This window comes from Afipia sp. OHSU_II-C1 (assembly GCF_000497575.1).
GTDB lineage: Bacteria > Pseudomonadota > Alphaproteobacteria > Rhizobiales > Xanthobacteraceae > Afipia.
In genome coordinates this window covers 347030-360556 of the sequence record NZ_APJI01000004.1, presented here as the reverse complement: position 1 = coordinate 360556, position 13527 = coordinate 347030, and the positions used below count along the sequence as shown (strand labels likewise).

Sequence of the window (13527 nt, the reverse complement as noted above, 5' to 3'; positions counted from 1 at the left end):
AAGATCAAAACGTTACGCGGCGGGAAACAAATGGCACTTCGTTCCGGACTCGATCCCAAATCGTCCGATTTCACCCGCAATGCGGAAGTCATGCGTACCCTGGTCGCGGACCTTCGGGACAAGCTCTCGCAGGTTGCCGGCGGCGGCGGCGATGCCTCACGCGCCAAGCATACGGCGCGCGGCAAGATGCTGGCGCGTGACCGCGTCGACCTCCTGATCGATCCGGGCACGGCGTTTCTGGAATTCTCGCCGATGGCGGCCTACGGCCTCTACGGTGGCAACGTGCACTCCGCCAGCATTGTCACCGGCATCGGCCGCGTCTCGGGACGCGAGTGCGTGATCGTCGCCAATGACGCGACCATCAGCGGCGGCACCTACTATCCGATGACGGTGAAGAAGCATCTGCGCGCGCAGGACATCGCGCGGCAGAATAATCTGCCTTGCATCTACATGGTGGATTCCGGCGGCGCGTTCCTGCCGCAGCAGGACGAGATTTTCCCCGACGAAAAGCACTTCGGCCGCATCTTCTACAATCAGGCCAACATGTCCGCGCAGGGCATTCCGCAGATCGCCATTGTGATGGGATCGTGCACCGCCGGCGGCGCTTACGTTCCTGCGATGTCGGACGAGAGCATCATCGTGCGCAATCAGGGCACGATCTTCCTTGGCGGTCCTCCGCTGGTGAAGGCCGCGACCGGCGAGGTCGTCACGGCGGAAGAACTTGGCGGTGCTGACGTTCACAGCCGCCACTCCGGTGTGACCGACCACTATGCGCAGAACGACAGCCATGCCATCGGCATCGCACGCCGCATCGTCGGCAATCTCAATCCGGCGAAATCCTCAGCAGCTGGCCTGCGCGAACCGCGCGAGCCATTGTTCGAGCGCGAGGACATCTACGGCGTGGTGCCCGCTGACGCACGCAAGCCTTTCGACGTGCGCGAGATCATTGCGCGGATCGTCGACGGCTCGGAGTTCGAGGAATTCAAGAAGCTCTATGGCACGACACTGGTGTGCGGCTTCGCTCACATCTGGGGCTATCCGGTCGGCATCATCGCCAACAACGGCATTCTGTTCAGCGAAAGCTCGCTGAAGGGTGCGCATTTCATTGAACTCTGCTGCCAGCGCGGCATCCCGCTTCTGTTCCTGCAGAACATCACCGGCTTCATGGTCGGCAAGAAATACGAGGCGGGCGGTATCGCCCGCGATGGCGCGAAGCTCGTCACCGCGGTTGCGACCGCTTCCGTGCCGAAGTTCACCGTAGTGATCGGTGGCTCTTACGGCGCTGGCAATTACGGCATGTGCGGCCGCGCCTATAGCCCACGCTTCCTCTGGATGTGGCCGAACGCGCGCATCTCGGTGATGGGCGGCGAGCAGGCGTCGATGGTGCTGAGCCAGCTTCGCCGCGACAATATCGAGGCCAAGGGCGGCTCATGGTCGGCCAAGGAAGAAGATGCGTTCCGTGCGCCGATCCGCGAACAGTATGAGACGCAGGGCCATCCGTATTACGCCACGGCGCGGCTGTGGGACGACGGCGTGATCGATCCTGCCGATACGCGGCTTGTGCTTGGGCTCGGTCTGTCCGCCGCCGCCAACGCTCCGATCGAACCGCCGAAGTTCGGCGTGTTCAGAATGTGATGCGGAGCGAAACGATGATCGATCTTGTCCGCATCGAACGCGATCAGGACGTGGCGCGCGTCACGCTGAATCGTCCCGAACTGAACAATGCCCTCAATCGAACCCTCATCGAGGCGCTGCGCACTGCGTTTGAGAGCATCGCTTCCGATCGCTCGATTGCGACGATGGTGCTCGCGGGCGAGGGCAAGAGCCTTTGCGCCGGTGCCGATATCAGCGCGATGCGCGAGGCCGGCACCTATACGCGCGAAGAAAATATCGCGGACGCCATGCCGCTGGTGCGAATGCTGTCCGCGCTCGACAGGATGCCCCAGACCACCATCGGCCGGGTGCAGGGACCGATCTATGGCGGCGGCGTCGGCGTTGTGTCCGCTTGCGACATTGCCGTCGGGACGTCGAGCGCAACATTCTGCCTGTCCGAGGTTCGTCTCGGGATCGTGCCGGGCATGATCAGTCCTTATGTGCTGCGCGCCATCGGCGAACGCACCGCGCGGCGTTATTTCCAGACCGCCGAAGTATTCGATGCGAAGGAAGCAATGCGGATCGGCCTCCTGCATGAGGTCGTCGAACCCGACGCGCTGGACGAGCGCATCGGCAAGCTGCTCAAGCAGTTGAAGTCTGCCGCACCCGGCGCGCGCGCCATCGCGAAAAAGCTCGCTGGTGACATCGCGGGCCGCGCTATCGACGACGCGCTGATGAATGAGACGGCGCAGTTGATCGCCGATGTGCGCGCCAAACCCGAGGCCCGCGAAGGCCTTTCCGCATTTCTTGAAAAGCGCAAGGCATCGTGGAGTTGATCTGATGAACGCAAGAACTCCCGCTGCGCTTTACCGCCGCTTCAACACATTGCTGATCGCCAATCGCGGCGAGATCGCCTGCCGTGTGATCCGCACCGCGCGCGCCATGGGACTGCGCACCGTCGCGGTCTATTCCGAAGCGGACGCCGATGCCGTGCATGTCGCCATGGCCGACGATGCCGTGCTGCTCGGCCCGGCACGGGCGCGCGACAGCTATCTGAATGTCGATCGCATTATCGAGGCGGCGAAGAAGACCGGCGCCGAAGCGGTCCATCCGGGTTACGGTTTCCTCTCTGAGAACGCCGACTTCGCGCGCCGCTGCGCGGCTGAAGGCATTGTGTTCGTCGGCCCGACCGCCGAGATGATGGAAGCGATGGGGTCGAAGTCCGGCTCCAAGGCGCTGATGGAAAAGGCGGGCGTGCCGCTGGTGCCCGGCTATCACGGCGAAGCGCAGGACGAAAAAACGCTGGCCGATGCCGCTGCGAAGATCGGTTATCCGGTTCTGGCGAAGGCATCAGCAGGTGGCGGCGGACGCGGCATGCGCATCGTCCGCAGCGCCGATGAGCTGTCGGCCGCGATCGCCAGCGCCAAGCGCGAGGCGCTGGCTGCTTTCGGCGACGACCGGATGCTGATCGAGAAGTTCGTCCAGAATCCGCGCCATATCGAAGTGCAGATCATCGGCGACAGCCACGGCAACCTGATCTCGCTGTTCGAGCGCGAATGCACCCTGCAGCGCCGGCACCAGAAGGTGATCGAGGAAGCTCCGTCGCCGACGCTCAATGCGGCGCAGCGTGACGCGGTTTGTGCAGCCGCGCGCAAGGCCGCGGGTGCTGTGAACTATGTCGGCGCGGGCACCATCGAGTTCGTCTCCGATGGAAAGGAGACGTTCTTCATTGAAATGAATACGCGCCTTCAGGTCGAGCATCCGGTGACCGAACTGATCACCGGCGTCGATCTGGTCGAACTGCAGTTGCGCGTCGCGTTCGGCGAAAAGCTGCCGCTGGCGCAGGACCAGATCAGGCTGAACGGTCACGCCATTGAGGCGCGCGTCTACGCAGAGAACCCGAACAAGAACTTTATGCCGTCGGTGGGCCGCATCCGCACCTGGAACACGCCGGAGGAAGTCGACGGACTGCGCATCGACGCGGGCTATGCCGAGGGCAAGACGGTCTCACCGAATTACGACGCGATGCTGGCCAAGGTCATCGCCTGGGCGCCGACGCGCGATCTTGCGATCTCACGACTCAATCGCGGCCTCCAGGAAACCGATGTCCGCGGCATCATAACCAACATTCCTTTCCTGTCGGCGCTGATCACGCATCCGGATGTCCGCGCCAACACCATCGACACCAGCTTCATCGAGCGCGAACTGGCGAAGTTGACCCCGGCGGAAGCCGAACTGACTGATCTCGAACTTGGCGCTGCCGTCGCCGCGATCCTGCAAAGCGAAACGGCTGCCGCAGGGAATGACGTGACCTCGCCATGGCGCGCGGGAGCAGGCTGGGCCGCTGTCGCGGCGCGCCGCCGCCGGTTTATGTTCCGGCAGGCGGATGGCACCGAGCGCAAGGTGTCGATGCGTTATGGTCAGGGCCCATCGACGCTGGCCATCGACGGACGGGTCATCGCGTTCGCAAGCTCTGCATCGCCGCGCGGCGGCATCGATCTTGTGCTCGACGGCGTGAAACATCATGTGACTGGCCTGCTCGACGGCCACGAGGTCTATGTCCGCACCCGTAATGGACGCTTTGAAGTTCACTGGTTCGATCCGTTCGGCACTGAGGATGAGGAGCAGGCGGGTGCCGACCGTGTCGTGGCGCCGCTGCCCGGCACGGTCGTGGCGTTGCTGGTCGAAGAAGGCGCGGAGGTCGAGAAGGGCGCCGCGATCCTGACGCTGGAAGTGATGAAGATGGAGCAGACCCTGCGCGCGCCGTTCGCGGGCACCGTCAAGGCGCTTAAGTGCAAGGTTGGTGACATCGTCGCCGAAGGCGTCGAGCTCGCCGAGATCGAACCGAAGGCATAGACAGGTTTCATGAGCGATCAGGTCCGTATTGTCGAAGTCGGCCCGCGCGACGGGTTGCAAAACGAAAAGACGCCGGTCTCGGCCGAGGCACGGATCGCGTTCATTGAAAATCTGGTCAAGGCGGGGCTGCACACCATCGAGGTCGGCAGCTTTGTGTCGCCCAAAGCCATTCCGCAGATGGTCAACTCGGATCAGGTGCTGCGCGCCGTCGATCATCATCCCGGTTACGAATTCCATGTCCTCGTTCCCAATGAGAAGGGTTACGAGGCTGCGAAGGCGGCAGGTGCCAAGGTGATCGCCGTGTTCGCATCGGCCTCGGAAGGATTTTCCAAAGCCAACATCAACTGCTCGGTCGCCGAATCCATTCAGCGTTTCGTTCCGGTGATCGAACGCGCCAAGGCCGACGGCATCAAGGTGCGCGGTTACGTTTCTTGCGTGCTCGGTTGCCCCTATGACGGCGAGGTGAAGCCGTCAGCGGTGGTCGCCGTGACCAAGAAACTGTGGGATCTCGGCTGCTACGAGGTCTCGCTGGGCGACACCATCGGCGTCGGCACGCCGTCAAAGGCGCGGCAGTTGCTGCGCGCGGTCGCGACAGAAGTGCCGATGAAGAATCTCGGCATGCACTTCCACGACACCTATGGGCAGGCGCTCGCCAATCTCTACGCGGGCCTTGAAGAAGGCGCACGTGTGATCGATTCCGCAGCCGGCGGTCTCGGCGGTTGTCCCTATGCGCCCGGTGCGACGGGTAATGTCGCGACCGAGGATTTGGTCTACATGCTGGAAGGCATGGGCGTTCAGACCGGCGTGGACATGAAGCAGCTTGTGGCCGCGACCAACGACATCGCGCAGGTGCTGGGCAAAAAGCCAGTGAGCCGCGTTGCGTCGGCGCTCAACGCCAAGGCTCGCGGTTAGAAACCGAGGCGGCAAAGCCGCCCCGGTGTGCTCGCTTTATTGATGAACGGTCAGGATCGGATTCATCACCAGGCCGAAGCTGCGCAACTGGCCAAGCAACTCGCGATGACCGAAGGCCTGGCAGCCCGAAGCAAACCCCACCTTCTTCGGCGGCACCTGCAGCAACGAGAACGCGGCATAGGCTTGCAGCATGCCGGTTTGCTTGTAGTTGCAGTTTCCGTGAATCACGCAATGCGCGCGGCCGAGCGGACCGGATGCGTAAACGGAATCGATCGAGGTGTTGATGCGCGGATTTTCGCGCGGCGGCATGCTGGCTTGCAGGCTCCCAGCGATTTCGGCCAGCGCCTTCTCTTGCTCCGCGGGTGGCAAAGGCTTGATTTTTTCCTTCACCATTTGCGTGGTTTGCACGACGCCTTCCATCACCGGGCGGGCAAGAACGCCGCCGAGCACACGGCAGTTCGAGACGCGCGGATCGTTCTTGAACCAGACCGGATGCGCGGTGCCTCCCCAAGGAACTGCAATCGCCGTTTCGTGCTGGCCTGGCACCACCACGTCGGCGCGGGCAGTGACGTCCCATTCGACATACTTGTTCTGCTCGAGGTAGTACCACTGCGCCTTGAGGATGGTGAAGATGGTCTGCGTCGAGGCGTAGGTTGGAAAACCCTTCCAGAAGACCTGAATGTCGAGGGTGTCGAGACCGGGCGTTTCGAGACAGATGTTCGCCGCGATCTCGCCGGTCGTGTACATCTGCGCGATATTCGGCGCGAGCAGCAGGCCTTTCTCGGCGAACTTCGCGCCCCAGCGGTCCTGCGCCAGCATGACCCAGTCCTGTTCGCCTGTCGTATCGCTGTAATGGCAGCCGGCGGCCAGGCAGGCTTCGACGACTTCAGGAGCGTATTTGATAAAGGGGCCAACGATGTTGCTGACGAATTTGGCGCCTTTAAAGAGGCTGGTCAGCGCCTCGACAGTGTGTGCGACTTCGACGACCTCATAATCCGCGGTTTCGATTCCCGGAATCTTCTCGACGACAGCCTGAACTCTCGCCTTGTCGCGCCCGGCGGCGATAAAGGGAATGTTGTATTCCCGCAAATACTCACACACCAGGCGCCCGGTGTATCCGGAGACGCCATATACGACGACAGGTCTTTTCGTTGTCATGATGGATGTTTCCTCGATTTGCCCTTTGTGAAGTTCAACAGCGCGTGCCGTCACATGCCCATTCCGCCGTCGACCGGCAGTCCCGCGCCGGTGATGAAGCGGGCGGCGTCGGAGCAAAGGAAAACCGTTGCGTCCGCCATGTCAGGAATTTCGCCGAGACGGCCGAGCGGCGTCTGACCGACGACGTCGCCGATGGCTGCCTCTCCGCTGGGGTAGAGCCCCGCCGCGACGACGTCGCCTGCGAGTTGCATGCCCATGTCGGTCGGCACAAGGCCGGGATAAATGCAGTTCACCCGCACGCCATAGCCGAGCTTGCCGGACTCCATCGCTCCGACGCGCGTCATGCGGTCGACACCGGATTTGGTCGCGGAGTAACCGGCAATGCCGGGGAACGCGATGGTGGCGGCGACCGACGCGATGTTGACGATCGCGCCGCCTTTGCCTGCCGCGCCACCCGGGCGCATGGCGCGGAATGCGTGCTTCATGCCCAGCGCGGTGCCGACGATATTGACGCTGCACATGCGCTGCAAATCATCGGCCTTGGCGTCCACCAGCAAGGATGTGATTTCGATGCCGGCGTTGTTCACGAGGATGTCGAAGCCGCCGAGCTTGGAGATCGTCGCCGCCACGGCGGCGGCCCAGCTTGCATCGTCAGTGACATCGAGGGCGACGAAGTCGGCCTTGGCGCCGGCAGTGGAGAGTGCCTTTGCTGTCTGCTGGCCGAGATCAGTCAGCACGTCGCCGATCACGACAGAGGCTCCAGCCTTGGTCAGGGCTTCGGCCATGCCGGCGCCGAGACCGCGCGCGCCGCCGGTCACCAGCGCCTTGCGTCCGGTCAGATTGAATACGCTCATGTGGTTTCCTCCGGGTTGTTTGTTGAGCAGGCAAGCCGCAGCCATTCGTCAGCGGGGTCGCTGCCGTTCAGTCGTTCTGAAGTGAGAAAAGCGCTGTCGTGACGACAGCGGTTGCTATCGTCGTGGTCAGGCGTTCCGCATTGTCGCGGTGAGATCTGGCAATGTTTTCGGGAGCAGGAGGGCGCCGAAGGCCGGGCTGGCGACAGGACCGACGGACCGTTTGCAGATGCCTGCAAGCCGCATTTATCCTCCCTGATGTTTCCTCGCGTCCCTCTTGGTGGGGAACAATGCGATCAGAGGCCCGTCTTTGACAGTTGTCAAGAAAATTTATACAGTCGTCAAGAAAATGCTGGTCAGATGTCCAGTGCATCTTTCTTGTGCTGCGCCGTCCGCAGTTCCGGGCTCGCGAAGATTTTTGACGGATGAACAACAGACCTTGATCTGATGCGATCCGGTGTTATCCCTGAGGCGGGGATTTGAAAGGCTGAGAAACAATGGCTCCGGCCACGATCGAAAAAGTTGACCGCATCAACGGGCCGCGTGTCGACAAGTTTGCCGAACGACGCGCGGAACTGGCGCAGGCTGCACTGCAGACGCTGTCCGAACTCGGATATGCGAAGACCAGTTTGCGCGAGATCGCGCAAAACTCGATCTTCTCGCATGGCGTGCTGCACTACTATTTCAAGGACAAGGTCGACCTGATGATGTGCTGCGTCCGCCATTACAAGGCGGTATGCGTCACGCGTTATGACGAGGTTGTCGCGGGCGCGGCAACCTACGACGAACTGCTTGAGGGATTTCTGGCCGCATTGAGCGAGACCGTGCGCAATGACGCGCAGATGCACCGGCTCTGGTACGATCTGCGCTCGCAGTCACTGTTCGAGGAAGAATTCCGGGCCGACGTTCTGGAAATCGACAAGAGTCTGGAGGCCATGATCTGGCGGATCATGAGCCGGTTTGCGGAACTGACCGGTGAACCCCAGCAGATGACGCCGGCGGTGCTGTACGCCGTTTTCGACGGCCTGTTCCAGCAATGCCTGCTCAAGCATCTGGCTGGCGATGCGGATGCCATTGCGCAGATGCAGGCGGATGTCCGCGCGGTTCTGGCGCGGTTTGCGAAAAAGCCGGCCACGCCGGTCAAGGCCGTCAAAGCCGGTGCGAAGGCCAAGGCCGTTGCCGCCCGGTCGAAAACTCCGGCTTCAAGGCGCGCGACAGCAGGCAGCCGCGCCCGCGCCTAACGAACCGACTCCGGCCCCATCACCAGATCCGGCAGCCATGTCGAGATGCCGGGGAAGACACACAGCAGTACCACGGCGAAGAACATCAGCAGCACGAACGGCAGCGTGCCCCAGATGACTTCGCTCAGCGGGATGTCGGGCGCGACATTGCGGATGACGAAAATGTTCAGCCCCACCGGGGGATGAATCAGCCCCATCTCCATGACGATGGTCATGACCACGCCGAACCAGATGATGTCGAATCCGGCGGCGCGCAGCGGCGGCAGGATGATCGGCGCGGTCATCAGGATGATCGACACCGGCGGCAGGAAGAAGCCGAGCACGATCACCATGCCGAGGATGGCTGCGAGCAGTTCCCACTTCGGCAGTTGCATCGCCACGATGGCGCTGGCGGCCGATTGCGAAATCGTCAGATAGCTCATGACATACGAGTAGAGCAGCGACATGCCGATGATCATCATCAGCATGGTGGACTCGCGGATTGTCGAGGTCAGGATCGGCGACAGGTCCGACGGTTTCCAGACACTGTAAATGACCGCGATCAGCAGCAGCGCCAGCAGCCCGCCGAGCCCGGCCGTTTCAGATGGCGTGGCATAGCCGCCATAGAGCGCGATCATCACCCCGGTCAGCAGGATGATGAACGGCAGCACGCGCGGCAACGCGTTGAAGCGCTCCGCCATGGTGAAATCGTCGTGCGCGAGGATCGGAGAGTTCGCGCCGGTCGCTTCATAGGCAACCTTGGCGGCGGCGTATTCCTTGCGGAAGCGGTACACCGCGTAGAAGCCGAACAGCGAGACCAGCAGCAGTCCCGGTCCGATGCCGGCGAGAAACAGGCGTCCGAGCGACTTTTCCGCAGCGACGGCAAACAGGATCATGGTGATCGACGGCGGCAGCAGAATGCCGAGCGTGCCGCCAGCGGCAATGATCCCCGCCGCGAAGCCGCCGGAGTATCCGCGCTTGCGCATTTCGGGAATGCCGGCCGAACCGATGGCCGAACAGGTCGCGGGCGACGATCCGGCCATGGCCGCAAACAGCGCGCAGGCGAAGACATTGGCGACGCCCAGGCCGCCGGGCACCTTGTGCAGCCACGCGTGCAGAGCGGAGTAGAGATCCTGTCCTGCACGAGACTTGCCGATCGCCGCGCCCTTGAGGATGAACAGCGGGATCGAGAGCAGGGTAATGGAGGCCATCTCCTCATAGACGTTCTGCGTCACCGTATCGAGCGATGCGGAGGGCATATAGATCGCCATGAACACGACGGCGACGGCGCCCAGCGCGAATGCGATCGGCATGCCGGAGAACATCGCGGCGAGGGTGGCGATGCCGTAGCTGATGCCAATTCCAAGAACCGTCATGGACGCGGAACCTTGCCGAGAGAGGTAATGATCTGGAGCAGGATCTGGACGCATAGCAGCGTCATGCCAGCCGCCATCAGGACATACGGAATCGCGAGCGGCGGGCTCCACATCGAGTTGGAGACCTGACCGTCCACCCATGCTTCATGAGCCAGCGTCCAGGATTTCCACGCGAAGAACGCGCAGAACGCGAGGCTTGCGATATCGACGAGGATCAGACGTATCCAGTTGGCGGTCGGCGACAGGATGCCGACAAAGGCTTCGATGCCGATATGCCCGCGCTGGCTTTGCACGAAAGCGGCGGTCATGAACGTCGCGCCGACCAGCAGGAAAACGGCGGCTTCGTCCTGCCAATAGGTCGCGCTATGGAAGATGCTGCGCGTCAGGACGCTGTAGCTCAGGATCAGGCACGCCAGAATGAGCGCGACGGACGCCAGCACGACGATGACGCGATTGCACAGCGCCAAAGCACGCTCAAGCCCGGCCAGGAGCGGGTTGCTCGAGGCCGGGGTGACCAGCTCGCGCTGGTCCTCAACCGAGCCGTGCATCATGCGTCGGCCGCGAGCTTCATCAGGTTGGCGGAGGTCGCGGTCTTGCCCGAATAGTCCTTCCACGCGGTGTCGCGGGCGATGTCGCGCCATTTGCCGACGATCGCGGCGTCCATTGTGCTGACCTTGGCGCCAGCCTTCTCGTAGACCTTCGCCACCTCGATGTCGTCAGCCTCGGCGCCCTTCCGGCCAAACGCTTCCATCTCGGCGCCGACTGTCAGGATGATGTCCTGCTGGTTCTTCGGCAGCTTGTCGAAGATCGCTTTCGACATCATCAGAGGTTCGAGCATGAACCAGTACGACAGGCCCGCGCCGGATGTCAGATGCTTGGCCACTTCCTCAAGCCGGAAGGAGATCAGACTGGTCGATGATGTGATTCCGGCGTCGCAGGCGCCGGTCTGCATCGCCGCGTAGATTTCATTCGACGGCACCGACAGCACCGCCGCGCCGGCGGTCTGGAGCACCATGTCCATTTCGCGCGATCCGCCGCGCACCTTCAGGCCCTTGGCATCTTCCGGAGCAACCAGCGGCCGCGTCCGGCTGGCGACGCCGCCGGCTTGCCACACCCATGTGATGAGCATGATGCCCTTGTCGGCGAGGAAATCGGTGAGCGCCTTGCCCACGGGCTTGGTCTTCCATGCCAGTCCCTGATCGTAGCTCGACACCAGACCGGGCATCAGGCCGATGTTGGTTTCAGGCAGTTCGCCGCCGGCGTAGGGCAGGGGATAGAGGCTCATGTCGAGCGCGCCTTTGCGCATCGCCGAGAACTGGGCGTTGGTCTTGATGAGCGACGAGCCGGGATAGACCTCCGCGACGATTTCGCCGCCGCTGCGTTTGGATATCTCGGCGGCGAAGACACGAGTCAGCCGGTCGCGGAAGTCGCCCTTGTCGATGGTGCCGCCGGGAAACTGATGCGAGATCTTGAGGGTGGTTGCGGCCTGCGCAGCGCCGAAGCGGAGAATGGCGGGTGCGGCAAGCGTGGTCGCGAGAAGGTGGCGTCGCGTAAGCATGGAGTCTCTCCCTGGCGTCTTTTTGCTTTTCAGTCAGCGCTTTGCGCTGATTAGAGGCGTGCGTCATTCTGACCCAGCCGCCCGCGCAATGCTACCGTTGCTGCACCGCACTGATGTGCAAACGAGCCTATACTTTCGGCGCGTGCCACCGTGACGGCGGAAAAGTTCCGTGAACGTTTCAGGTCTGAAATTTATCTTCCGTCCGCAGGTAACGAAGCCGGCTTCTCATCGAAGACCCTGAAGCGACCTGCGTCGCATCAGAAAATGAATCGAGAGGACGGACTTAAATGGCACGCACCACACGTTTCACGCTCGGCGCCACCGCTGCAATTCTTTCGCTTGGCCTGGCATTCGCGCCGGCAGCCTTCGCTCAGGACAAGATGTCCAAGGACGGCATGAAGAAGGAAGATGCGATGTCGAAGGACAGCATGAAGAAAGACACCATGTCCAAGGATGGCATGAAGAAAGACAGCATGGCCAAGGATGGCATGAAAAAAGACGAGATGAAGAAGTAATCTTCATCTCATCTTTGTTTTCTGCAGGCTCGCTCTCACGGCGGGCCTGCAGTATTCCGGACGCGCCGCGAGGCGCTGTTCGCCGTGTTACTTCCTTGCCTTGCGTGCGGCGTAGCGCGCATCGCGCGCGGCCTTCTGCTGTGCCTTGAGTTCAGCTTCGGCCGCTTCCTTTTCCGCCTGGAGACGGCGCGCCTCTGCTTCAGCCTGAGCCGCAAGCTCAGCTTCGCGCGCCAGCTTTTCAACACGGGCGGCTTCCCGCAGTTTCTGCGCTTCCGCGCGCGCGGCGGCCTGTGCCTGCCGCTCGGCAGCTTTCTTCAGCACCTCAGGATCGTTAGGGCCTGGCTTGGCCTTGAATTTCTCGAGGATGTTCTTTCTGGCGTTCTGCGCGGCCGCTGCACGGTCCGCGAAGCTTGGTTCCTTGAAACCCATACAGTCGATGTCTTTCTGTGTTCAGCGTTTCGCTGGGCAGGCTTGTATCAGATTTTGAGCCCATGTCCGGAATTTGACGCGAGGATCGAATAGGACAGCATGGTTGTCCAAAACGGTACTGGGGTGAGGATAAATGCTGGCTGTGGCCTTCGGGTGACAGACTTTGGTCGTCAGCCGTGATGGTATTCACGCACGGCGCGGTTCGCCAGCATTTTGAGCCACATAATTTTTTGGAGTTTACCATGCGCAATTTTCTGATCGCGGCGGCAGCCGTTACAGCTCTTTCAGCGGGCGCTGCCTCCGCCGCGGACATGGCCCCCCGGCCGTATGTCAAGGCGCCCCCAATCGTGGACGTCTACAACTGGACCGGCTTCTACATCGGCGGCAACGTCGGCGGGCAGTGGCTGGATTCCAGCTATGATGCAAGCTATCCAACCTTGGCCTTGATTGGATCGCGCGGCCTTCGCGACACGAGCGTGATCGGCGGCGGCCAGATCGGCTACAACTGGCAATTCTCGCCAAACTGGCTGCTCGGTATTGAAGGCGACATCAGCTATGCCGACCACGATACGGGGGCGCTGATCCTTCAGACCGGAATTCCAACGGACCACATTGACGGCAATGCCCGTTTGCGGACGCAGGGCGCGATCCGTGGACGCCTGGGTTGGACCTCGAATGCGTGGCTGCTTTACGCGGTCGGCGGCGTCGCTTTTGGCCAGACGGACACCAACCTGAGTATCGTGCGTAATGGCGTCGGTGCGGACACGCGTACCAGTTCGGACACCCGGGTGGGCTGGACCGTCGGTGCAGGCGTCGAATACATGATGACGCCGAACTGGATCCTGGGCGTCGAATATCGTTACACCGATCTCGGCCGCGCCAGCGTGGTCGTTCCTGCCGGTGCATTTCCGGCGGGACATGGCGACGCGTTTGGCAGTGCGGACTATCGCACCAATGATGTCAGGGCTCGCATCAGCTACAAGTTCGGCGGCCCGGTTGTCGCAAAGTACTGACCATCGTTCCTGATCCATGACGAACTGAAGACAACGGACGACACGT

At 62.1% G+C, this 13527-nt stretch carries 13 protein-coding genes; 7 read left to right on the top strand and 6 right to left on the bottom strand.

The window, feature by feature from the left end; genetic code table 11:
* The first annotated feature begins 30 nt into the window (after nucleotides 1–30).
* From I554_RS0103750 to I554_RS0103735, 4 genes are read left to right on the top strand one after another with little or no spacing between them, the layout of a single operon-like run.
* A complete protein-coding gene (locus I554_RS0103750; RefSeq protein ID WP_024577871.1) occupies nucleotides 31–1635 on the top strand; it encodes a carboxyl transferase domain-containing protein in 1605 nt (534 codons plus the stop codon).
* A 14-nt stretch (nucleotides 1636–1649) separates the two neighbouring features.
* Nucleotides 1650–2429, top strand: coding sequence for an enoyl-CoA hydratase/isomerase family protein (locus tag I554_RS0103745; RefSeq protein WP_024577872.1), 780 nt, complete (start codon nucleotides 1650–1652; stop codon nucleotides 2427–2429).
* A gap of 4 nt (nucleotides 2430–2433) precedes the next feature.
* Nucleotides 2434–4449, top strand: a complete 2016-nt coding sequence (locus tag I554_RS0103740) for an acetyl/propionyl/methylcrotonyl-CoA carboxylase subunit alpha (RefSeq protein WP_024577873.1) — start codon at nucleotides 2434–2436, stop codon at nucleotides 4447–4449.
* Nucleotides 4450–4458: 9 nt separating this feature from the next.
* Nucleotides 4459–5361 carry a hydroxymethylglutaryl-CoA lyase gene (locus tag I554_RS0103735; RefSeq protein ID WP_024577874.1) on the top strand — a complete coding sequence of 301 codons (903 nt, stop codon included), beginning with the start codon at nucleotides 4459–4461 and terminating at the stop codon, nucleotides 5359–5361.
* Nucleotides 5362–5397: 36 nt separating this feature from the next.
* On the opposite strand, the gene I554_RS0103730 is transcribed toward I554_RS0103735, so the two are convergent.
* Together I554_RS0103730 and I554_RS0103725 are read right to left on the bottom strand one after the other, a co-directional pair.
* Nucleotides 5398–6519, bottom strand: coding sequence for a DUF5938 domain-containing protein (locus tag I554_RS0103730; RefSeq protein ID WP_024577875.1), 1122 nt, complete (start codon nucleotides 6517–6519; stop codon nucleotides 5398–5400).
* 50 nt (nucleotides 6520–6569) lie between these two features.
* The gene (locus I554_RS0103725; protein WP_024577876.1) at nucleotides 6570–7373 is read right to left on the bottom strand and encodes an SDR family NAD(P)-dependent oxidoreductase; all 804 of its coding nucleotides are present in this window, start codon (nucleotides 7371–7373) and stop codon (nucleotides 6570–6572) included.
* Nucleotides 7374–7867: 494 nt separating this feature from the next.
* Here I554_RS0103725 and I554_RS0103720 point away from each other — a divergent pair, with 494 nt between their 5' ends.
* Entirely contained in the window at nucleotides 7868–8611 is a 744-nt protein-coding gene (locus I554_RS0103720) for a TetR/AcrR family transcriptional regulator (protein WP_024577877.1), read from the top strand.
* On the opposite strand, the gene I554_RS0103715 is transcribed toward I554_RS0103720, so the two are convergent.
* The 3 genes from I554_RS0103715 to dctP are packed head-to-tail and all read right to left on the bottom strand — an operon-like array spanning nucleotide 8608 to nucleotide 11524.
* Nucleotides 8608–9966 (bottom strand): TRAP transporter large permease, encoded by a 1359-nt coding sequence (locus I554_RS0103715; protein ID WP_024577878.1) that lies wholly within the window; start codon nucleotides 9964–9966, stop codon nucleotides 8608–8610. The two genes, I554_RS0103720 and I554_RS0103715, sit on opposite strands and share 4 nt — an antisense overlap.
* A complete protein-coding gene (locus tag I554_RS0103710) occupies nucleotides 9963–10517 on the bottom strand; it encodes a TRAP transporter small permease (protein ID WP_024577879.1) in 555 nt (184 codons plus the stop codon). Before I554_RS0103710 ends, I554_RS0103715 begins: the two co-directional genes overlap by 4 nt.
* Entirely contained in the window at nucleotides 10514–11524 is a 1011-nt protein-coding gene (dctP, locus tag I554_RS0103705) for a TRAP transporter substrate-binding protein DctP (protein WP_024577880.1), read from the bottom strand. The genes I554_RS0103710 and dctP overlap by 4 nt, the downstream gene beginning before the upstream one ends.
* 287 nt (nucleotides 11525–11811) lie before the next feature.
* Here dctP and I554_RS0103700 point away from each other — a divergent pair, with 287 nt between their 5' ends.
* The gene (locus tag I554_RS0103700; protein WP_024577881.1) at nucleotides 11812–12039 is read left to right on the top strand and encodes a pentapeptide MXKDX repeat protein; all 228 of its coding nucleotides are present in this window, start codon (nucleotides 11812–11814) and stop codon (nucleotides 12037–12039) included.
* Between the two features lie 87 nt (nucleotides 12040–12126).
* On the opposite strand, the gene I554_RS0103695 is transcribed toward I554_RS0103700, so the two are convergent.
* Nucleotides 12127–12468, bottom strand: coding sequence for a DUF6481 family protein (locus tag I554_RS0103695; RefSeq protein WP_024577882.1), 342 nt, complete (start codon nucleotides 12466–12468; stop codon nucleotides 12127–12129).
* 242 nt (nucleotides 12469–12710) lie between these two features.
* On the opposite strand from I554_RS0103695, the gene I554_RS0103690 reads away from it, so the two are divergent.
* On the top strand, nucleotides 12711–13481 hold the full coding sequence (locus I554_RS0103690) for an outer membrane protein (RefSeq protein WP_024578160.1): 771 nt from the start codon (nucleotides 12711–12713) through the stop codon (nucleotides 13479–13481).
* The last annotated feature ends 46 nt before the right edge of the window (nucleotides 13482–13527 follow it).